This is a genomic window from Aliiroseovarius marinus, assembly GCF_050881025.1.
Classification (GTDB): Bacteria; Pseudomonadota; Alphaproteobacteria; order Rhodobacterales; family Rhodobacteraceae; genus Aliiroseovarius; species Aliiroseovarius marinus_A.
In genome coordinates, this window is record NZ_JBNNXQ010000003.1 from 184,102 (window position 1) to 204,490 (window position 20,389).

24 protein-coding genes are annotated in these 20,389 nt (G+C 60.6%); 16 read left to right on the top strand and 8 right to left on the bottom strand.

The features are described 5' to 3' along the window. Window positions 1-128 precede the first annotated feature (128 nt). From ACRY08_RS10165 to cysE, 16 genes are all read left to right on the top strand, one after another. A complete protein-coding gene (locus ACRY08_RS10165) occupies window positions 129-1,316 on the top strand; it encodes a phage portal protein (protein ID WP_432449806.1) in 1,188 nt (395 codons plus the stop codon). Between the two features lie 17 nt (window positions 1,317-1,333). Next, on the top strand, window positions 1,334-1,906 hold the full coding sequence (locus ACRY08_RS10170) for an HK97 family phage prohead protease (RefSeq protein ID WP_432449807.1): 573 nt from the start codon (window positions 1,334-1,336) through the stop codon (window positions 1,904-1,906). 33 nt (window positions 1,907-1,939) lie between these two features. Further along, window positions 1,940-3,157: a phage major capsid protein gene (locus ACRY08_RS10175; RefSeq protein ID WP_432449808.1), complete on the top strand. Its 1,218-nt coding sequence runs from the start codon at window positions 1,940-1,942 to the stop codon at window positions 3,155-3,157. A 167-nt stretch (window positions 3,158-3,324) separates the two neighbouring features. Then, on the top strand, window positions 3,325-3,942 hold the full coding sequence (locus tag ACRY08_RS10180) for a head-tail connector protein (RefSeq protein ID WP_432449809.1): 618 nt from the start codon (window positions 3,325-3,327) through the stop codon (window positions 3,940-3,942). Next, entirely contained in the window at window positions 3,939-4,277 is a 339-nt protein-coding gene (locus ACRY08_RS10185; RefSeq protein ID WP_432449810.1) for a phage head closure protein, read from the top strand. Before ACRY08_RS10180 ends, ACRY08_RS10185 begins: the two co-directional genes overlap by 4 nt. Further along, window positions 4,274-4,684, top strand: coding sequence for a DUF3168 domain-containing protein (locus tag ACRY08_RS10190; RefSeq protein ID WP_432449811.1), 411 nt, complete (start codon window positions 4,274-4,276; stop codon window positions 4,682-4,684). The genes ACRY08_RS10185 and ACRY08_RS10190 overlap by 4 nt, the downstream gene beginning before the upstream one ends. A gap of 24 nt (window positions 4,685-4,708) precedes the next feature. Then, window positions 4,709-5,122, top strand: a complete 414-nt coding sequence (locus ACRY08_RS10195; RefSeq protein WP_432449812.1) for a phage major tail protein, TP901-1 family — start codon at window positions 4,709-4,711, stop codon at window positions 5,120-5,122. Between the two features lie 2 nt (window positions 5,123-5,124). Continuing rightward, complete coding sequence (locus ACRY08_RS10200) at window positions 5,125-5,448, top strand: gene transfer agent family protein (protein ID WP_432449813.1); 324 nt, start codon at window positions 5,125-5,127, stop codon at window positions 5,446-5,448. Beyond that, window positions 5,445-5,663, top strand: a complete 219-nt coding sequence (locus ACRY08_RS10205; protein ID WP_432449814.1) for a phage tail assembly chaperone — start codon at window positions 5,445-5,447, stop codon at window positions 5,661-5,663. The genes ACRY08_RS10200 and ACRY08_RS10205 overlap by 4 nt, the downstream gene beginning before the upstream one ends. Further along, complete coding sequence (locus ACRY08_RS10210; RefSeq protein ID WP_432449815.1) at window positions 5,663-6,325, top strand: phage tail tape measure protein; 663 nt, start codon at window positions 5,663-5,665, stop codon at window positions 6,323-6,325. The genes ACRY08_RS10205 and ACRY08_RS10210 overlap by 1 nt, the downstream gene beginning before the upstream one ends. A 33-nt stretch (window positions 6,326-6,358) precedes the next feature. After that, on the top strand, window positions 6,359-6,991 hold the full coding sequence (locus ACRY08_RS10215) for a phage distal tail protein, Rcc01695 family (protein ID WP_432449816.1): 633 nt from the start codon (window positions 6,359-6,361) through the stop codon (window positions 6,989-6,991). Beyond that, complete coding sequence (locus ACRY08_RS10220; RefSeq protein WP_432449817.1) at window positions 6,991-7,953, top strand: DUF2163 domain-containing protein; 963 nt, start codon at window positions 6,991-6,993, stop codon at window positions 7,951-7,953. Before ACRY08_RS10215 ends, ACRY08_RS10220 begins: the two co-directional genes overlap by 1 nt. Window position 7,954: 1 nt before the next feature. Continuing rightward, complete coding sequence (locus tag ACRY08_RS10225) at window positions 7,955-8,401, top strand: NlpC/P60 family protein (protein ID WP_432449818.1); 447 nt, start codon at window positions 7,955-7,957, stop codon at window positions 8,399-8,401. Then, window positions 8,401-12,357, top strand: coding sequence for a baseplate multidomain protein megatron (locus ACRY08_RS10230; protein ID WP_432449819.1), 3,957 nt, complete (start codon window positions 8,401-8,403; stop codon window positions 12,355-12,357). The genes ACRY08_RS10225 and ACRY08_RS10230 overlap by 1 nt, the downstream gene beginning before the upstream one ends. Before the next feature lies 1 nt (window position 12,358). Next, entirely contained in the window at window positions 12,359-12,667 is a 309-nt protein-coding gene (locus ACRY08_RS10235; RefSeq protein ID WP_432449820.1) for a hypothetical protein, read from the top strand. Window positions 12,668-12,805: 138 nt separating this feature from the next. Next, entirely contained in the window at window positions 12,806-13,609 is an 804-nt protein-coding gene (gene cysE / locus ACRY08_RS10240) for a serine O-acetyltransferase (protein WP_432449821.1), read from the top strand. Window positions 13,610-13,864: 255 nt separating this feature from the next. On the opposite strand, the gene ACRY08_RS10245 is transcribed toward cysE, so the two are convergent. The 8 genes from ACRY08_RS10245 to ACRY08_RS10280 all read right to left on the bottom strand — a co-directional run bounded on the left by ACRY08_RS10245 (window position 13,865) and on the right by ACRY08_RS10280 (window position 20,213). Then, window positions 13,865-14,200, bottom strand: coding sequence for a carboxymuconolactone decarboxylase family protein (locus ACRY08_RS10245; protein WP_432449822.1), 336 nt, complete (start codon window positions 14,198-14,200; stop codon window positions 13,865-13,867). Window positions 14,201-14,401: 201 nt separating this feature from the next. Continuing rightward, the gene (locus tag ACRY08_RS10250; RefSeq protein ID WP_432449823.1) at window positions 14,402-15,694 is read right to left on the bottom strand and encodes a pyruvate dehydrogenase complex dihydrolipoamide acetyltransferase; all 1,293 of its coding nucleotides are present in this window, start codon (window positions 15,692-15,694) and stop codon (window positions 14,402-14,404) included. A gap of 12 nt (window positions 15,695-15,706) precedes the next feature. After that, a complete protein-coding gene (locus tag ACRY08_RS10255; RefSeq protein ID WP_432449824.1) occupies window positions 15,707-17,089 on the bottom strand; it encodes a pyruvate dehydrogenase complex E1 component subunit beta in 1,383 nt (460 codons plus the stop codon). Window positions 17,090-17,112: 23 nt separating this feature from the next. Beyond that, window positions 17,113-18,114, bottom strand: a complete 1,002-nt coding sequence (gene pdhA, locus ACRY08_RS10260) for a pyruvate dehydrogenase (acetyl-transferring) E1 component subunit alpha (RefSeq protein ID WP_432449825.1) — start codon at window positions 18,112-18,114, stop codon at window positions 17,113-17,115. A gap of 176 nt (window positions 18,115-18,290) precedes the next feature. Next, window positions 18,291-18,593, bottom strand: coding sequence for an FtsB family cell division protein (locus ACRY08_RS10265; protein ID WP_432449826.1), 303 nt, complete (start codon window positions 18,591-18,593; stop codon window positions 18,291-18,293). Window positions 18,594-18,790: 197 nt separating this feature from the next. Beyond that, entirely contained in the window at window positions 18,791-19,684 is an 894-nt protein-coding gene (locus ACRY08_RS10270) for a fructose bisphosphate aldolase (RefSeq protein ID WP_432449827.1), read from the bottom strand. 236 nt (window positions 19,685-19,920) lie between these two features. Further along, window positions 19,921-20,091 (bottom strand): hemin uptake protein HemP, encoded by a 171-nt coding sequence (gene hemP, locus ACRY08_RS10275; protein WP_432449828.1) that lies wholly within the window; start codon window positions 20,089-20,091, stop codon window positions 19,921-19,923. After that, window positions 20,088-20,213 carry a hypothetical protein gene (locus tag ACRY08_RS10280; protein ID WP_432449829.1) on the bottom strand — a complete coding sequence of 42 codons (126 nt, stop codon included), beginning with the start codon at window positions 20,211-20,213 and terminating at the stop codon, window positions 20,088-20,090. The genes hemP and ACRY08_RS10280 overlap by 4 nt, the downstream gene beginning before the upstream one ends. Window positions 20,214-20,389 lie beyond the last annotated feature (176 nt).

Below are 20,389 nucleotides of genomic sequence, written 5' to 3' on the forward strand. Positions count from 1 at the left end.
GGCGACGGGGCCCGGCCTGATCACTGAATGACGAGATTGACCGCTCGGGACGTGCGACCACGCGCGCCCGGACAAGACAGGTTTGCCCGGAGCCACCCGGCAAGCCCGAACGCGAGGAGCCAAGGCGCATGGTATTTGATTTTCTCAAACGAGCTGCGGATGACGCGAAAGCGGATCAGCCCGGAGAGGTGAAGGCCTCGGCCACCGGTCCGGTCATTGCTTACGGCAATGCGGGTCGTGTGGCCTGGAGCCCGCGCGACACCGTCAGCCTGACGCGCACGGGCTTTTCGGCCAATCCGGTCGGCTTTCGGTCTGTAAAGCTGATCGCGGAAGCGGCCAGCGCCCTGCCGTTGGTTCTGCAAGACGATGTGCAGCGGTTTGAGCAGCATCCGCTTTTGGACCTGCTGACCCGCCCCAACGCCGCCCAAAGCCGCGCTGAACTGTTCGAGGCCTTCTTTGGCCAACTTCTGTTGACCGGCAATGGCTATCTGGAGGCCGTGCGCGGCGAAGATGGCACGGTGAATGAGCTGCATGTGCTGCGTTCGGACCGGATGGCGCTGGTGCCCGGCGCGGATGGTTGGCCTGTCGCCTATGATTATACGGTGGGCGCGCGCAAACATCGCTTCCACGTGGCCGAGGGCGCATCGCCCATCTGTCATGTGAAAGCCTTCCACCCGCAGGACGATCACTACGGGTTGTCCCCGCTGCAAGCCGCCGCCACCGCGATTGACGTGCACAATGCGGCCAGCCGCTGGTCCAAGGCGCTTTTGGACAATGCGGCCCGGCCCTCGGGTGCGATTGTCTACAAGGGGGCAGAGGGCCAATCCCAGCTTAGCGCAGATCAATATGACCGGTTACTGAGCGAGATGGAAAGCCACCATGTGGGCGCGCGCAATGCCGGCCGTCCGATGCTGCTGGAAGGCGGGCTTGACTGGAAGCCCATGGGCTTCAGCCCCTCTGACATGGAGTTCCAGAAAACCAAGGAGGCCGCCGCGCGCGAAATTGCGCAAGCCTTTGGTGTGCCGCCGATGCTGATCGGCATTCCGGGTGATGCCACTTACGCCAACTACCAGGAAGCCAGCCGGGCGTTCTATCGCCTGACCGTGGTGCCCTTGGTGTCGCGTGTGGCGGCCAGCGTTGGCCACTGGCTCGCCGGCTTCTCGGGCGAGGCGGTGAAGCTGAAACCGGACCTGGATCAGGTGCCCGCTTTGGCGGCTGAACGCGACCAGCAATGGGCCCGCGTAGCTGAAGCCAGCTTCCTGACCGACGCCGAAAAGCGCAGCCTGCTGGGTCTGCCGCCGCTGGCACAAGAATAACAATGAAAGAGGCGACTATGGGTGATTATCACACCGATTTCGGGCTTGAGCATAAGTTCGTAAAGCTTGGCCAAACCGTCCAGACCGACGAAGGCATCCAGATTGACGGCTATGCCAGCTATTTCGAACAGGTCGACAATGGCGGTGACGTCGTGGCGCCGGGCGCTTATGCGGTATCGCTGGCCGATCTGCGCGCCAAGGGGCGCGGCGTGAAAATGCTGTGGCAACATGATCCGGCCCAGCCCATCGGGATCTGGGATGAGGTGCGCGAGGACAAGAAAGGTCTTTACGTCAAAGGCCGCATTCTGACCGATGTCGAGAAGGGCCGCGAGGCGGCTGCGCTGATCGAGGCGGGCGCCATTGACGGGCTGTCCATCGGGTACCGCACCAAGAAATCCACCAAGACACAGACAGGCCAAAGACGCCTGACGGAATTGGAGCTTTGGGAGGTGTCATTGGTCACTTTCCCCATGCTTCCGACAGCGCGGGTGGGGGCAAAGGGCGACACGCCTGATGCCGATGAAACCCTTCTGCGTGAACTGGCCGCGTCCATCGAGGATGCGCGCCACATGCTGGCCCGCAAAGCCTGAGCCAGCGATCTGACCCCTGAAAAGGACCCATTCATGAGCAAGAAAGAGACGAAAGCTCAGGGCCAGCCGGCCGCATCTTCTGGCTTGGCTTCTGGCCCGACCCCGGCTGCCGAGGTGAAGACCGCGCTGGCTGGTTTCATGAGCGATATCAATGAATTCCACGACGACATTTCGACAAAACTTCAACAACAGGAAGAGCGACTGACCATGCTGGATCGCAAATCAAACACCCCTGCGGGCCGCCCGCACCTTGCCGCTGCTGCCGATCTGGAAGCACCGCATCAAAAAGCTTTTGAAGCCTACGTTCGTTCGGGCGATGACGACGCGCTGCGTGGCATCGACCTGGAAGGCAAAGCCATGTCCTCGGCCGTTGCCGCTGACGGTGGCTATCTGGTCGACCCGGTGACCGCAGACACCATCAAGGGTGTCCTGAACAACGCGGCATCCCTGCGTTCGGTCGCCAATGTGGTCACTGTCGAAGGCACCGCCTATGACGTTCTGATCGACCAGGGTGATCTTGTCACCGGCTGGGCCTCGGAAACCGGCTCGGCGTCGGAAACCGGCACCCCGCAGATTGATCGCATCTCGATCCCGCTGCACGAGCTGTCGGCCCTGCCGAAAGTCTCGCAGCGTCTGCTGGATGACAGTGCGTTTGACATTGAAAACTGGCTGGCAGGTCGCATCGCCGACAAGTTCTCGCGCGCTGAAAGCGGGGCTTTCATCAATGGTGACGGCGTTGAAAAGCCCGTTGGCATTCTGAACCACACCGCGGTCGACAACGCGACCTGGTCGTGGGGCAATCTGGGCTATGTCGCCACCGGTGCGGATGGTGATTTTGACGGCACCAGCCCGGCGGATGCGATCTTTGACCTGATCTACGCTCTGGGTGCGGACTACCGTGCCAATGCGGTCTTCGTGATGAACTCGAAAACCGTGGGTGCTGTGCGCAAGCTGAAAGACGCAGATGGCCGTTTCCTGTGGTCGGATGCCACTGTCGCAGGCGAGCCTGCTCGTCTGATCGGCTATCCGGTTCTGATCGTCGAGGACATGCCTGATATCGGTTCGGACAGCCTGTCGATTGCCTTTGGTGACTTCGCCAACGGTTATACCATCGCGGAACGCCCCGATACGCGCATCCTGCGTGACCCGTTCTCGGCCAAGCCGCATGTGCTGTTCTATGCCACCAAACGTGTGGGCGGCGACGTGAGCGACTTTGCTGCGATCAAGCTTCTGAAGTTCTCGGTCTCGTAAGGACCTGAACCTGATCCCGTGGCGGCCGTCTGGTCACCACGGGGCAGGGCGCGCGCCGACATACCCCCCGTGTTGTCTAGCTGCTCCCCCTCCGTCCGAGCAATACGGATGGTGCGCGCCCACCCTTTCCCCAATGACGTGAGGGGCCCGAATTTCGGAGATGTTCCATGATGTTAGTCGAGCAGACCACAGTGCCGGGTGCGGCAATGCCGGTCGCCCAATTCAAGGACCACCTGCGGCTGGGCACCGGGTTTGCCGATGACGGGGTGCAGGATCAGCTGCTGGAAACCTTCCTTCGGGCCGCCATGGCCGCGATCGAGGCCAGCACCGGCAAGATCCTCCTGTCACGCGATTTTACCTGGACCCTGACCGCCTGGCGAGACCTCGCCGCGCAGGCCTTGCCTGTGGCCCCGGTCAGCCAGATTACCAGCCTGACGATCACCGATCGGCTGGGGGGTGACGAGTTGATTTCCACCGACCGCTATACGCTGGAGGCGGACCTGCACCGCCCGCGTCTTGTGTCCACCGGGATCTGCCTGCCCGCGATCCCCGTCGGGGGGCAGGTCGGCATTGCCTTTGAGGCCGGGTTCGGTCCGAACTGGTCGGACATTCCATCCGATCTGGCGCAAGCCGTCATGCTGTTGGCCGCGACCTATTACGAAAACCGCGCCGATAGCGGGGCGGGTGCCGGGGCAATCGGTCAGGCGCAACTGCCTGCCATGGTCAATGCGCTGATCGGGCGCTATCGCACTGTGCGCCTGTTTGGCGGGGGAGGTGGCGCGTGACCGCTCCTGTCCTGAACCGCAAACTGACGCTGGAAGAGCCGGTGCGCGTGCCTGACGGGGCGGGTGGTTTCACCCAAAGCTGGCAGGTGCTGGGCGAGCTGTGGGCCGAGGTCAAGCCGGGCACCGGGCGCGAGCGCGCGGCGGGTTTTGCCACGGTGTCGTCGGTCGCCTTTCGCATCACCGTGCGTGCGGCCCCGGATGGGGCGCCCTCGCGTCCCAAACCGGACCAGCGTTTCGTCGCAGGCTCGCGCATTTTCCGCATCCTTGCGGTGACCGAGGCCGATCACGGCGCGCAATATCTGACCTGTTTCGCACAAGAGGAGGTTTCGGCATGAGCTATGGCGTTTCAGCCGCTCTTCAACAGGCGGTTTATCAACGGCTTACAGCGGATACGACGCTGGCCACGCTGGTTTCGGGTGCGATCTATGATGCGGTGCCTGCGGGCATCATCACCGGCACCTATGTCAGCCTTGGTCCTGAAGATGTGCGCGAAAAGTCGGACATGACCGGCCATGGCGCGCTGCATGAAATCACGGTCAGCGTGGTGACGGATGCAGCCGGCTTCCAGGGCGCCAAAGAGGTGGCCGCGGCGGTCAGTGATGCGCTGGTTGATGCGACGCTGATCCTGGCGCGCGGCACGCTTGTCTACCTGAATTTCCACCGTGCGCGGGCACGGCGGGTCGAGGACGCGGATGTGCGTCGCATCGACCTGACCTTCCGCGCACGCGTCGACGACAATTAACCTTTTTCAACACGGAGTGATCCCATGGCTGCGCAAAACGGCAAGGACCTTTTGATCAAGCTCGACATGACCGATACCGGCGTATTCGAGACCATTGCAGGCCTTCGGGCCACACGACTGAGCTTCAACGCGGAAAGCGTTGATGTGACCAGCCTTGAAAGCACCGGCGGCTGGCGGGAACTTCTGGGCGGCGCAGGCGTGAAATCCGCGGCGATCTCGGGGTCGGGGGTGTTCAAGGACGCAACCACCGATGAACGCGCCCGGCAGATTTTCTTCGACAATGAAGTGCCCAATTTTCAGGTCATCGTGCCCGATTTCGGCGTGGTCGAAGGCCCGTTCATGATCACCTCGATCGAATATGCGGGCTCGCATAACGGCGAGGCGACCTATGAGCTGTCCATGGCCTCGGCCGGCGTCCTGACCTTCACGGCGCTCTGATCATGGCCAACCCTTGGACGGGCGAGGTGGCCCTGGTGATCGACGGCACAACCCATGTGCTCAAGCTCACCCTCGGCGCCCTCGCGGAGCTTGAGGAACAGCTGGGCGAAGACACGATCGTGTCTTTGGTCGAGCGGTTCGAGGCCGGACGCTATTCCAGCCGCGATGTGCTGGCGCTGATCGTAGCCGGGCTTCGCGGCGGCGGTTGGACCGGCACGGCGCAGGATCTTTTGTCGGCGGAAATTCAGGGCGGGCCGATGGCTGCAGCTCAGGCCGCCGGACAGCTTCTGGCACGTGCTTTTGCCATCGGGGACAGCACGGCGTGAGCAAAGAAACGGCGCTGGACTGGCCGGGCATGATGCGCCTTGGGATCGGAAAACTGGGACTGCGCCCGGATCAGTTCTGGGCGCTGACCCCGATCGAGCTGGCCGTGATGGCCGGGCTTGATGGCAAACCGGCTGTCTGCCTCAGGGCGCGGCTTGATGAACTGGCGCTGGCGTTTCCCGACGAAGCCGCCATGCCCCATGAAGGAGAGATGTGATGGCTGGACTGGACAGTATCGACAGTTTCGACGACCAGATTGACGCGCTGGAAACCGCGCTTGGGGGCGCTCAGGCGATGACCTCGGGTTTTGTCTTTGAACTCAAGGGCATGCATTCCACCGTATCTGATCTGAGCGCAGATGTGCGCACCCTGTCTTCGGGTATTTCATCGGGTCTGAGCCGCGCCTTCGAAGGGCTGGTTTTCGACGGGATGAAATTGTCGGATGCGTTGAAAGAGGTCGCCAAATCCATGACGGATGCTGCCTTCAAGGCGGCGACCGATCCAGTGATGGACCACTTCGGCGGCATCATCGGGCAGGGGGTCGGTGCGCTGACCAATGCGTTTTTGCCCTTTGCCAATGGTGGTGCCTTTGCGCAGGGGCGGGTCATGCCCTTTGCCAGGGGTGGCGTGGTGTCCAGCCCCACATCATTTCCCATGCGCGGTGGCACCGGGTTGATGGGCGAAGCGGGACCCGAAGCGATCATGCCACTTGCGCGCGGCGCAGATGGCCGCTTGGGTGTCCAGACCCAGGGCGGTGGTCGCCCGATCACCGTGAACATGAATATTTCCACCCCGGATGTCGAAGGGTTCCGCCGGTCTCAAAGCCAGATCGCAGCCCAGATGAACCGTGCGTTGTCGCGCGGTCAGCGTCACCGGTAACTCACTGTTTTACGAGCCAAGGAGGGTTCCCCCATGTCTTTTCACGAGGTCCGTTTTCCCGCCAACCTGAGCTTTGGCTCGGTCGGTGGTCCCGAGCGGCGCACCGAGGTGGTGACGCTGGCCAACGGGTTCGAGGAACGCAACACACCCTGGGAGCATTCGCGCCGCCGCTATGATGCGGGCATCGGCATGCGCTCGCTTGATGATGTTGAAACGCTGATTGCCTTTTTTGAAGCCCGGCGCGGGCAGCTGCACGCGTTTCGTTGGAAAGACTGGTCGGATTACAAAAGCGGCGCGCCCTCGGCCGATCCCGCTTATACCGACCAGATCATTGCTTGGGGGGATGGGGAAACGACCGCGTTTCCGCTGATCAAGACCTATCGCTCGGGTGTACATACCTATGACCGCCCGATCCAAAAACCGGTCGAGGGCACCGTGCATATTGGCCTGAAGGGGGACCCTCAGATCGAGGGCACCCATTTCACCGTCGACCATGAAACCGGCATTGTGACGTTTTCCACCGCACCCGAAACGGGGGCCGAAGTGACGGCAGGCTATGAGTTTGACGTGCCCGTGCGGTTTGACACGGACAGCATCCACACCTCTGTGGCGTCTTTCCGTGCAGGTGAGGCACCGAATGTGCCGGTGGTCGAGGTGCGTGTCTGATGGCGATTTCACCGGAATTTGAAGCACATCTTGGCGAAGGTGTGACCAGTGTGGCGCGCCTGTGGAAAGTCACACGGCGCGACGGCGAGACCTATGGGTTCACCGATCATGATCTGGACATCGAGATGGATGGGTTGGCCTATAAGGCCGACACCGGCATGACGGCGCGCGCGCTTAGTCAAACCACCGGCTTGTCGATGGACAACACCGAAGCTCTGGGTGTTCTGAGCGATGATGCAATCAGCGAAAAAGACATCCGCGCAGGTCGTTTCGACGGGGCCGAGGTCGAGGCCTGGTTGGTCAACTGGAAAGATCTGAGCCAGCGATATTTGCGGTTCCGGGGAACGGTTGGCGAGCTGGCGCGCGAGGCCGGCGGCTTTCGGGCCGAACTGAACGGCCTGACGGAAAAGCTGAACCAGACGCAGGGGCGGGTCTATCAGATGCCCTGTGACGCGTTACTGGGGGATGGCAGGTGTCGCTTTCAGCTCGACCAGCCCGGATATAGCGTCGAGGCGGATGTCGTGTCCAATGAACACGAGACGCATTTCTATTTCGAAGATCTGGACCTGTACCCGAACCGTTGGTTCGAGCGGGGCCGTTTCACGGTGTTGACCGGCGAGGCCGAAGGTCTGACCGGGATCATCAAGAATGACCGGAAGGTATCGGGTGAACCACGTCATGTGGAATTGTGGGAGGCTTTGCGCGCCGTCATGGTGCCGGGGGATCGGGTTCAGCTGGAGGCTGGTTGCGATAAGCTGCCGCGCACCTGCCGGATTAAGTTCAACAATTTCAGAAATTTCAGGGGTTTTCCGGACATTCCGGGCGAAGACTGGCTGATGGCCTATCCGACCAGCGAAACCAAAAACGATGGTGGCGACGGGAAAGAGGTCGCCGAACAGCCCACTCTGGATCTGTTCGACGGCAATGACACCAACCCGTTCAACCCAATCTCGGGTGCATGATATGACGGATACCAGCAAGGATATCGTGGCAGAGGCCCGGTCCTGGATCGGCACGCCCTATGTGCATCAGGCATCGTGCAAGGGGGCGGGGTGTGATTGCCTTGGCCTGGTGCGCGGTATCTGGCGTGCGTTGTTTGGCGCTGAACCTGAACGCCCGCCCGCCTATACGGCGGATTGGTCCGAACCCAGCCGCGACGAAGTGCTGTGGCGGGCGGCAAAACGCCACCTGTGTGAAAAACCCTATGCGGCGGCGCATGTCGGGGATGTGATCCTTTTTCGCATGGCAGACGGCGCTGTCGCCAAACATCTGGGCATCCTGACCAATGTCGGGGCGAATGCCTCTTTTATCCACGCCTATAGTGGCCACGGGGTCGTCGAAAACGCGCTTTCCGACCCGTGGGCCAACCGTATCGTGGCGTGTTTCTCATTTCCTGAAAGGACGAATTGATGGCGACGATTGTTCTCTCTGCCGTAGGTGCAGCCGCTGGTGCGTCCATCGGTGGCGGCGTTTTGGGCCTGTCTTCCGTGGTGATCGGCAAAGCGATCGGGGCCACGATCGGCAATGTGATCGACAACCGGATTATGAACCGGGTGATGGGGGATGGGGCCGAGCCTGTCGAGACCGGCAAGGTGGACCGTTTTCGGGTCACCAATGCCTCGGAAGGCCTGCCGATCCCGATGATCTATGGTCGCACCCGTGTCGGCGGGCAGGTTCTGTGGTCCACAAGGTTCAAAGAAAAGGTGACCCGTACCGGTGGTGGTGGCGGAGAGACCGGCGGCGGCAAGGGCGGCGCGCCTGCCCAGCCTGCCGAGCCAGAGGTGATCAGCTACAGCTACTCCATTTCCTTGGCGATCGCGCTGTGTGAAGGTGAGATCACCGATGTCGGGCGCATTTGGGCGGACGGCACAGAGATTTCGCGCAACGACCTGAATATCCGCATCTACAAGGGCACGGAAAGCCAGCTGCCTGATCCTTTGATCGAAGCGAAAAAGGGGACTGGCAAGGCCCCTGCCTATCGTGGCACCGCCTATGTGGTCATCGAGGATCTGGAACTGGGCGCCTTTGGCAACCGCGTGCCGCAGTTCAGCTTTGAAGTGATGCGCCCCGAACAGCCCTGGCAAGCGCCTGAGGTTGCGCGTGGGACAGAGGCCGTATCGCTTATTCCGGGCACGGGTGAGTATTCCTTGGCCACGACACCAGTGTTTTACGGGAATGAGCCCGGCGTGAACGAGGGCGGAAACCGCAATTCACCCAGTGGGAAAACTGATTTCCGGACGTCTTACCGATCGCTGTTGAAAGAACTGCCAGAGATGAAAAACAGCTCTTTGGTCGTTTCCTGGTTCGGGAATGATCTGCGCTGCGGGCAATGCCAGATTCGTCCCAAGGTGGAGCAGAATGTTGTCGATGGCAAAGGCATGCCGTGGAGGGTGTCAAACAGCACACGTTCCAGTGCGGGTGTGGTGCCGCTTGATGATCAGGATCGGCCGGTCTATGGCGGAACGCCCGCAGACCAATCCGTGGTTGAAGCGCTGCAGCATGCCTCGCAATGGGGCCGCAAGGTGACATTTTATCCCTTTATTTTGATGGAGCAGATGGAGGGCAACACGCTGCTTGACCCCTACACAGCGGAGGTCGGGCAACCGGTTCTGCCCTGGCGGGGGCGGATCACCACATTCTTCGCGCCGGGTCACCCAGCCAGTTCGGATGGCACTGCGGGGGCCGTTTCCGAGGTGAATGCGTTTTTTGGCAATGCCCAGCCGGGTGACTTTATCGTGGATGGCGAGCAGGTGACCTATGATGGTCCTCCGGGGTTCTCTTATCGTCGGTTCATTTTGCACTATGCCCATCTTTGCGCCGCAGCAGGTGGCGTGGATGCCTTCCTTGTTGGATCAGAGCTGCGCGGGCTGACCCAGATTCGCGGACCGGGAAACAGTTTTCCTGCGGTGGATCAGTTGATTGATCTGATCGAGGACGTGCGCAGCATCCTTGGGCCAAACACCAAAATCTCCTATGCGGCGGACTGGTCAGAGTATTTTGGCTATCACCCACAGGACGGGTCAGGGGATGTGTTCTATCACCTCGATCCGCTTTGGGCGCATGATGATGTGGATTTCATCGGCATCGACAATTACATGCGCCTGTCGGATTGGCGGGACGGCTTCGACCATGCAGATGCCCATTGGGGCACGATCTACAATCTTGACTACCTGAAATCCAACATTCAGGGCGGCGAGGGCTATGATTGGTACTACAAGAACGATGAAGCGCGAGATCTGCAAATCCGTACGCCCATCACCGACGGGGCGCATAACGAACCATGGGTCTATCGCTATAAGGATCTGAAAAACTGGTGGATGCGGTCGCACCACAACCGCGTGGGCGGCGTGCGTCAGGCTTTGCCGACGCCTTGGGTGGCAGGCACCAAACCTTTCTGGTTCACTGAACTGGGTTGTGCCGCCATCGACAAAGGCACCAACCAGCCCAACAAGTTCCTTGATCCCAAAAGCTCGGAAAGCACGCGCCCGTATTATTCTTCTGCGCGCCGGGATGATCTGATCCAGGCGCAATACCTGCGCGCGATGTACGACTATTGGAAGGACGCGGCCAACAACCCGACACATAGTGCCACCGGTGTCGAGATGGTGGATATGGCGCATGCGCATGTCTGGGCATGGGATACCCGGCCCTATCCGCAGTTTCCCAATCGCCGGGGGCTTTGGAGCGATGGCGGCAACTATCAACGTGGCCACTGGCTGAACGGCCGCGTCTCGGCCCGCTCCCTTGGGTCTGTTGTGTCCGAGATTTGCCTGCGATCAGGCATCACGCGGTTTGATGTGTCAGAGCTTTACGGACTCGTGCGCGGCTATACGGTCGATCAGATTGGCAGCGGGCGTGCGGCCTTGCAGCCCCTGATGCTGGCCTATGGGTTCGAAGCGGTGGAACGCGAAGGCACGCTGTTCTTCCGGTCGCGCACTGGCCTGCCGGATTTCATTCTCGACCCCGAGAAAATGGCCCTGTCCGAGGAGCGCGAAACCACCCTTGAACGGGTGCGTGACCCCGCAGCAGAGGTCACGGGCCGGGTGCGTCTGAACTATGTGCAGAATGGCGGTGCTTATGATGTGGCCTCGGTCGAGGCGACCTTCCCGGATGACGAGGAACGCTCTGTCGCCGTGACCGAGCTGCCATTGGTGCTGACCCGGACCGAAGCCCGCACGATCTCGGAGCGCTGGCTTTCAGAAAGCCGCGTGGCGCGCGATCACGCAAGCTTTGCCTTGCCGCCCTCAGAAATTGCGAAGGGGGCCGGGGACGTGATCGAGCTGACGACGGAAGCCGGGACGGAACAGTTCCGTCTGGATTACGTGGAACACGCGGGCGTTCAGAATATTCGTGCGGTTCGGGTCGAACCGGGGATTTACGAGCCATCGGACAGTGTCGAACCCTATCCCGCCGTCGCGCCCTACATCCCGCCTGCGCCGGTCTTCCCGCTGTTTCTGGACCTGCCGCTTCTGACCGGCGCCGAGGTGCCCCATGCCCCGCATTTCGCGGCGACGGCACGACCATGGCCCGGCAAAGTGGCGCTCTATTCCTCGTCGTCTGACAGTGGCTATGGGATGAACCGCGTTTTGGGGCAGTCATCGGTGATCGGGGTGACGCAAACCGCGCTGCCTGCGGCCCCCAGCGGGGTGATCGACCGCGGCCCGGCGGTGCGGGTGAAGCTGACACAGGGTGTTCTGGCCTCGGCGTCGCAAGAGGACATGCTGAATGGGGCCAATGTGGCCGCGATCGGGGATGGCAGCCCGGGCAATTGGGAAGTGTTCCAGTTTGCCGAGGCAGAACTGGTGGCCGAAAACACCTATGACCTGCGCCTGCGTCTGCGCGGTCAGGCCGGCACGGATGGGGTAATGCCATCGCTGTGGACGGAAGGCAGCTATTTCGTGCTGTTGGATGGCAGCCAGCCGCAGATCAAACTGCCGGCCTCGGCGCGTGGGCTGAACCGCCACTTCCGGATCGGCCCGGCGTCGAAGCCCATCACCGATGAGAGCTATATTCATCAGGTGCATGCCTTTGATGGCATCGGCCTGAGACCCTATAGCGTGGCGCATTTGCGTGCAGAGGACAGCGCCGGTGATCACGCCATCAGCTGGATTCGCCGCACCCGCGAGGATGGCGATATCTGGGGCTATGGTGATGTGCCACTGGGCGAAGCGAGCGAGAAATACCTGCTGCGCATCTTGCAGACCGGATCGTTGAGGCGCGAGCTGGAAGTGACCAGCCCGGCATGGTCCTATGACGCCAGCCTGCGCAGCGCCGATGGTATTTCCGGCCCCTATCAGGTGGAAGTCGCGCAAATCTCGGATCGGTTTGGTCCGGGGCCTGCGCAAAGCCTGACGGTGGATCTGTAAATTGCGTCCGGTTTTGCCCGGAGATGTGGCGGCTGCGGCCTGTGCTCTTCTGGCGCTGCCCATGCGCAAACGGCCCGGTGCCATGCTGGAAATGCTGCATCGGGCCGAGGCGGCGGATCGTTACCGGCGCGCGCTGGGCCGGGCCCATCCGCGTTGGGGCACCGGTTCGCTGGCCTCGGCGGCATTGCAGCTGCCCCGACGCGACGAGCCGTTCCTCGATGATCCGGACTATGTGGATTGCATGTTGACGGTCTTTGCCGCGCTTAAGGCGCGACAGGGGCGATGCCGGCCCAGCCCGACGCGCGGCTAAAGCGTTTCGCGGTACAGGCCGGTGTCGGCTGTCTCATTCACCATGATTATCTTTGTCATCAGGGCTTTGCATTTTGAACTCGCTGCCTATCTGGTATAGTCTGATATATCTTAGACCCGTGCCAAGACAGGATGACCCATGGCCGAGAAACGCGCAATCATCACGCAGATCGACCCGATCTGGGACCGCATCACCGAAGAGGCGAAAGAAGCCAGCGCGGCTGAACCGCTGCTGGCGGGCCTGATCGGTGCCTGTGTGCTGCATCACAAGACGCTGGAAAAGGCGCTGTCTTACCGCTTCGCCGCCAAGCTCAGCTCAAACGAGATGAGCATGGTGCTCTTGCGCGAGATCGCGGACGAGGCCTATGGCACTTGTTCAGAACTGGCCGATGCGGCGCGTGCCGATATCACGGCCGTTCTGGACCGTGACCCCGCCTGCCATCGCATGTTGCAACCGGTTTTGTTCTTCAAGGGGTTTCAGGCGATGCAAGCCTATCGCCTGGGGCATTACCTGTGGAAAGAAGGACGCCGGGATCTGGCCTATTTCATCCAGATGCGCTGTTCCGAGGTGTACGGGATCGACATTCACCCCGGTGCTCGCATCGGGCGCGGGATCATGATCGACCATGCCCATTCCATCGTGATCGGCGAAACCGCCGTGGTGGGGGACAATGTGTCGATGCTGCATTCCGTCACGCTGGGCGGCACCGGCAAGGAAGACGAAGACCGCCATCCGAAGATTGGCGACGGTGTTCTGATCGGGGCCGGGGCCAAAGTGCTGGGCAATATCAAGGTGGGTGAATGCTCACGCATCGCGGCGGGTTCTGTCGTGCTTGAGGAAGTGCCTTGCAACACCACAGTGGCCGGCGTACCTGCAAAAATCGTGGGCGAAGCGGGCTGTGACTGCCCATCGGTTGAAATGGATCAGACGCTGATCCAGTAACGGGCGAACGCGTCGGCGGATTTCCGCATATTTGCGTTAGATCAATGTATTAACCCTCGGACTTCATCTATAGGTTCGGGGCGTTAACTTGGGAGATACGCAATGAAAAAGATCTGGTTCGCGACCGTTGTGGCCTTCTCTGCGGTATTTCTAGTGGCGGTTACGGGGTAGACCCTCAACATCTGGTAGAGCCATCAAACGAACAAGGGCGACGCATCCGCGCCGCCCTTTTGCGTGTCTAAAGCCAAATGACGATCAGGCTGAGAGCTGATCAAAGGCCTGAAGGGCGCGCGCGCCATACATGTAACCGGGTCCACCGCCCATCATGATCGCAACCGAAACGGTCTCGGCGACCTCTTCACGGGTGGCGCCTGCCTTGATCGCGGCGCGCACGTGAAAGCCGATGCAGTCATTGCATTGTTTGGCGATGCCGATGGCGATGCACTGCAGCTCTTTGTCTTTCACCGACAAGGCACCATCGCCCATCGCCGCTTTGTGCATGGCGCGAAACCCATTGGCACCATCGGGATGAACCTCGGCAAAGGATTTTGTGTTTGCGGTGGTGTCTGCCAGCAGGGCTTTGAAGTCCATCTTGTCTCTCCGAATGTGACTGTTCGCAAAAGCAAATGGCCCAAGGCGAGGGGTCCCGCCTTGAGCCATGTCAATAAATTCGAGATTACGAATATTTACTCTAAGTATTCGACCTTAAACTTGAGGCACGAATACCCTGCCATGCTTCGCATTCTCGGGATATTCGTGCCGCAGTTTGTTTCAGTTTAAAGGTCGGATGCTCTAAGCCAGCATCGTCATCGGATTTTCCAGATTTTCGACGATGGCCTTCAGAAGGTTGGCACCAACTGCGCCGTCAATCACGCGGTGATCCACGGACATGGTCACGCTCATCACCGTGGCAACGGTCAGTTCGCCATCATCGCCTACAACGGGTTTCTTGACCCCGGTGCCAACCGCCAGAATGCCCGCATGGGGCGGGTTCACGATGGCGTCGAAATTGTCGATGCCGAACATGCCGAGGTTCGAGATGGCGAAGCTGCCGCCCTGATATTCATGCGGCGCCAGCTTGCGGTCGCGCGCACGGGTTGCCAGATCTTTCATCTGGGTCGACAGGCTGGACAGCGACTTTTGGTCGGCATCCTGCAGGACAGGGGTGAAGAGACCACCCTCGATGGCGACGGCAACCGCCACGTCCGAGGCTTTCATCTGCAATACACGGTCACCGGCCCAGACGGCATTGGCTTCCGGCACAGCTTGCAGCGCGTTGGCCACGGCCTTGATGATGAAGTCATTGACCGACAGTTTCACACCACGGGCTTCCAGCTGCTTGTTCAACTGGCTGCGGAAGGCCAGAAGGGCGTCCAGCTTGATGTCGCGACGCAGATAGAAATGCGGGATGGTCTGTTTGGCCTCGCTGAGGCGCGCTGCAATGGTTTTGCGCATCCCGTCAAGGCTGATTTCCTCGTATTCGCGATCCTGATACATCGCAGCCACCTGATCTGCCGAGGGGCCAGTGGGCGCAGCGGCAGCAGCCGGCGCAGCAGCCGGAGCTGCCGCAGCAGGAGCCGCTTTCGGGGCCGCAGTAGCACCTTCCACATCTGCTTTCACGATCCGGCCTTTCGGGCCAGACCCTGCGATCTGCGTCAGGTCCAAGCCTTTGTCCGCAGCAATACGGCGTGCCAGGGGGGAAGCAAAAATGCGTGTGCCATCAGCGGCTTGTGGGGCAGGGGCGGCGGCAGGTGCCGCAGCCTCAACCGCCGCAGGGGCGGCATCAGCTTCGGCAGCAGCAGGCGCTGCGGGCGCGGCTGCAGCCACATCGCCAACCTCTTCGCCGTCCTCAACGAGGACCGCGATGGCGGTGTTCACTTTCACCGCTTCGGTGCCTTCGGCCACAAGAATCTTGCCGATGATGCCTTCATCAACGGCCTCAAACTCCATCGTGGCTTTGTCGGTTTCGATCTCGGCCAAAAGGTCACCCGAAGCGACCTCGTCACCTTCTTTCACCAGCCATTTGGCCAGCGTGCCTTCTTCCATCGTGGGCGACAGGGCGGGCATGAGAATTTCGGTTGCCATTATTCTGTCTCCTTACCGGTAGGTTACGGCTTTGGCGGCATCGATGACCTCTTTCGTGGTCACCAGCGCAAGCTTTTCAAGGTTGGCGGCATAGGGCATGGGCACGTCCTTGCCGGTCAGGTTGATCACGGGCGCGTCAAGGTAGTCAAACGCGCGCTCCATGATGCTGGCCGTAATGTGGTTGCCGATGGATGCCACCGGCCAGCCCTCTTCCACGGTGATGCAACGGTTTGTTTTCATGACGGAATTGATCACCGTGTCATAGTCGAGCGGGCGCAATGTGCGCAGGTCGATGACCTCGGCCGAGATACCTTCTTCAGCCAGCGCGTCGGCGGCCTCAAGCGCGTATTTCATGCCAATGCCGAAGCTGACGATGGTCACGTCAGTGCCTTCGCGCCAGATGCGCGCCTTGCCAAAGGGCACGGTGTAGTCATCCATCACCGGCACGTCGAAGCTGGCCCCGTAGAGCAGCTCGTTTTCAAGGAACACGACCGGGTTTTCACCGCGGATCGCGGATTTCAAAAGCCCCTTCGCGTCGGAGGCCGAATAGGGCATCGCCACATGCAGACCGGGGATTTGTGCATACCAGGCCGCATAGTCCTGAGAGTGCTGGGCGCCCACGCGCGCAGCAGCCCCGTTGGCGCCACGGAAGACGATCGGGCAGGACATTTGGCCACCCGACATGTAACGCGTTTTGGCGGCGGTGTTGATGATGTGGTCAATCGCCTGCATGGCGAAGTTGAAGGTCATGAACTCGACAATCGGTTTCAGACCGCCCATCGCAGCACCCGTTGCAAGGCCGGTGAAGCCGTGCTCGGTGATCGGCGTGTCGATCACGCGCTTGGCGCCGAACTCTTCCAAAAGGCCTTGGCTGATCTTGTAGGCGCCCTGATATTCGGCGACCTCTTCGCCCATCAGGAACACGCCTTCGTCACCGCGCATTTCTTCGGCCATCGCGTCGCGAAGGGCTTCGCGCACGGTGGTAGAGCGCATTTCGGTGCCCGCCGGGATTTCCGGCTCGGCAACAACCACGGGGGTGATCGGCTGGGCTGCGACCGGGGCGGGGGCAGCTGCTTCAGAGGCCACCGGGGTCGCGGCGGCCGCTTCAGCCGCTGCGGCGGCAGGGGCCGCCGGGACTGCATCGGCGCTTTCGCCTTCCTCAAGCAGCACCGCGATGGGCGTGTTCACTTTCACGCCTTCGGTGCCTTCGGCGATCAGGATCTTGCCGATGATGCCTTCATCAACGGCCTCGAACTCCATCGTCGCCTTGTCGGTCTCAATCTCGGCAAGGATGTCGCCCGATGCGACCTCGTCACCTTCTTTTACGAGCCATTTCGCCAGTGTTCCCTCTTCCATCGTGGGGGACAGGGCGGGCATCAGTACTTCAGTAGCCATGTGTATCTCTCCTCTGTCCGGGATCAGGCGTAAATGTCGGTCCACAGCTCCTCGAGCGCAGGCTCGGGGCTGGTTTTCGAGAACTCGGCGGCGTCATTCACGACGGCTTTGATCTCTTTGTCGATGGCCTTCAGGTCGTCTTCCGAGGCGTGCTTGCCTTGCAGCAGAAGCTCGCGCACATGTTCGATCGCATCACGTTCCTCGCGCACCTTCTGGACTTCTTCGCGGGTCCGATATTTGGCCGGGTCAGACATGGAGTGGCCACGGTAACGGTATGTTTTCATTTCCAGAATGTAAGGGCCTTTGCCGGCGCGGCAATGCGCGGTGGCGCGCTCGCCCGCTTCTTTCACGGCCATCACATCCATGCCGTCCACGGCCTCGCCGGGAATGCCGAAGGCTTCTCCGCGCGTGTAAATCTCAGGCGTCGAGCTGGCACGTTGCAGCGAGGTACCCATGGCGTATTGGTTGTTTTCGATCACGTAGATGACCGGAAGCTCCCACAGCGAGGCCATGTTGAAGCTTTCATAGACCTGGCCCTGGTTGGCCGCACCGTCACCAAAATAGGTGAAAGTCACATTGTCATTGCCCTTATACTTGTCCGAGAAGGCAAGGCCGGTGCCGATGGGCACCTGCGCGCCCACAATGCCGTGGCCGCCGTAGAAATGTTTCTCGGTCGAGAACATGTGCATCGAGCCGCCTTTGCCGCGCGAATAGCCACCCTCGCGGCCTGTCAGCTCGGCCATGACGCCTTTCGGATCCATCCCACAGGCCAGCATGTGGCCGTGGTCGCGATACGAGGTCAGGCGCTTGTCGCCGTCTTTCGCAGCCGCTTCCAGCCCCACAACGACGGCTTCCTGCCCGATATAGAGGTGGCAGAACCCGCCGATCAGACCCATGCCATAAAGCTGGCCTGCTTTTTCTTCGAATCGACGAATGAGCAGCATCTCGCGGTAGTGGTTCAGCAGCTCTTCTTTGGAAGTATTTGATTTAGCGCCTTTTTTAGGGGCGCTTTTGCGGGCGGCCATATGGCATCCTCCTCCTGATGTCAGCGGTCGACGGCTGTAAAACAGCAATAGTTTAGTGTTAAACTACCTTATACAGCCAAGCGGGGCCTGGGTCGACAAAAACTTGAAATCAAGCCGGGGAAGCCGGTTTGCGTCTGGCGCAAGGCTTGTTCTGTGGGCGGTTTTTTTGGGGGGGGTTAGCGCAGCACTACTTCGTCTGCGCGCACGAGGCCCAGAAGGCTGCGCGCCTGCTCGTCGAGCAGGTCAAGATCAAGATAGTCGTCAGACAGGCGGCGTGTTTTGTTGGACAGTGTGGCGATCTGGGCCGAGAGCGCGTCGCGCTCCTGAAGGAGTGCTTGCGTCTCGGCCTCGATCTGTACGCGACGGAATAATCCGTAATCGCCCTGAACACTGGCAAAGGTGAAGTAAAGGCCGAGACCAATGGTCACGACATAGTAGATCACTCCACCAAACCCAGATTGTGCGCGAGGTGCGCCCATAGGTTTCCCGCCTGTATGTTCTGCCTCTTTGCCCACCTCTTTTTGGGTGGTGCAAGGAAACTATGCCACAGGTGATTCGGCTTGTGAATCCCTAAAACGAATCACCCAGCATTTTTTTGCGAATCTCTGGGCGTGAAACGGAAAACGGCCCGTCCTGTCAGACGAGCCGTTTCAAGTTTATCCGCAAGGGCAGGGGGTTATCCTGCAATCGATGCTTCGTAGATGCTGTCGATCGTGTCCGCGATGGTGCCTGCAAACTCATCGTCCGACTGACCGGCCGACAGGCCTTCGGTCAGCGCGCGCGAGAAGCTGGCGATCATGCCGGTATTTTGCGACAGGCGATTGTTGGCCTCGTCACGCGAATAGCCGCCGGACAGGGCCACAACCGATGCCACGCGCGGGTGATCCACCAACGCCTTATAGTGGTTGGCGGTCTCGGGCAGGGTCAGTTTCAGCATGACGGTCTGATCGTCCGACAGGGCGTCCAGCTCGGATTTGATCGCGTCGACCAGGATTGCTTCGGCCTGTGCCTTATCCGCGATGGTGATCGTGACTTCAGGCTCGATGATCGGCACCAGACCGTGGTTGATGATCTGCTTGCCCACTTCGAACTGCTGGGCCACGACTTTCTTGATGCCGTCTTCATTGGCCGCATTGATCACAGAGCGCATCTTGGTGCCGAACACACCGGCCTTCACGGCGCGGTCACACAGCGCGTCCAGCTCGGGCATGTCTTTCATCACCTGCACGCCGTCTTCTTCGTCGGCCAGACCCTTGTCGACCTTCAGAAACGGCACCACGCCGCGCTCTTGCCACATATATGTGGCGGTGGGCGTGCCGTCGATGTCGCGGTCCATGGTCATTTCAAACAGGATCGCCCCAATGACCTTGTCCCCGGTGAAGGCAGGGGCCTTTGCGATGCGCGAGCGCATGGCGTGGATCATGTCATACATCTCGGCCTCGTCCGAATAGGCGCTTTCCTCCACCCCATACAGGCGCAGCGCCTTGGGCGTCGAGCCGCCCGACTGGTCGAGGGCTGCGATGAAGCCCTGAGCGGCTTTGATCTTGTCCATTTGTGCTTGGTTCGGCATGTCGGTTCCGTTTGTCAAAGAAAGGAATTTGACCTGCATATAGGGGAGCCCGCGCGTCCTTGCAATTCTGCTGGCGCTAACGGTGTGTCACGGGCTGGAAGTTGAGTGGAGGGCAAGGCGGGATGAAACGGTTGGGTGCCTTGCCCTCCGATGACCCGGTGCGAAGGGAAATTGAACGGTCGGGGATGACGTGACCGACAGCGCCGGGACAATTCTTGAACGGTTTGTGGGTCCGTTTACTTGGTCAAGATCAGCTTGCCGGCGCGGGTGATGGTCAGCGTATAGACCATGTCATTCAGGGTGATCCGCGCGGTTTTGCCAAAGCCTGTCAGGTCCAGCGCATCATGTTCGGGCGGGGTCTGGCGGGTGGCGGTGTCAAAGGCGTGGCTGGTCAGCGGGGCGGTCATGAGCGGTCTCCTTCAATTGCGGCCTCGATCCAAGCGGCCAGAGCTTTCAGGCCGGGCAGGAAGGGCATGGGGTCTGGAATGTCGGTGCGGGCCAGCGGGCCCTTGGGGTCAAATGTGATCATTGTCGCGCTCCTGATCATCGGGGGCTGTCATGGGCAGCGGCCCACAGGTCTCCGGCTGATCGCATCCGCGACTGGCTGATGTGAATAACCTACTAAAACACTAAGGATATAGTCAAGCGGGGATTTGAAAAGAAAAAAGGCTTCCCGGTTTTTCGCGGAAAGCCTTTTAAAACAGT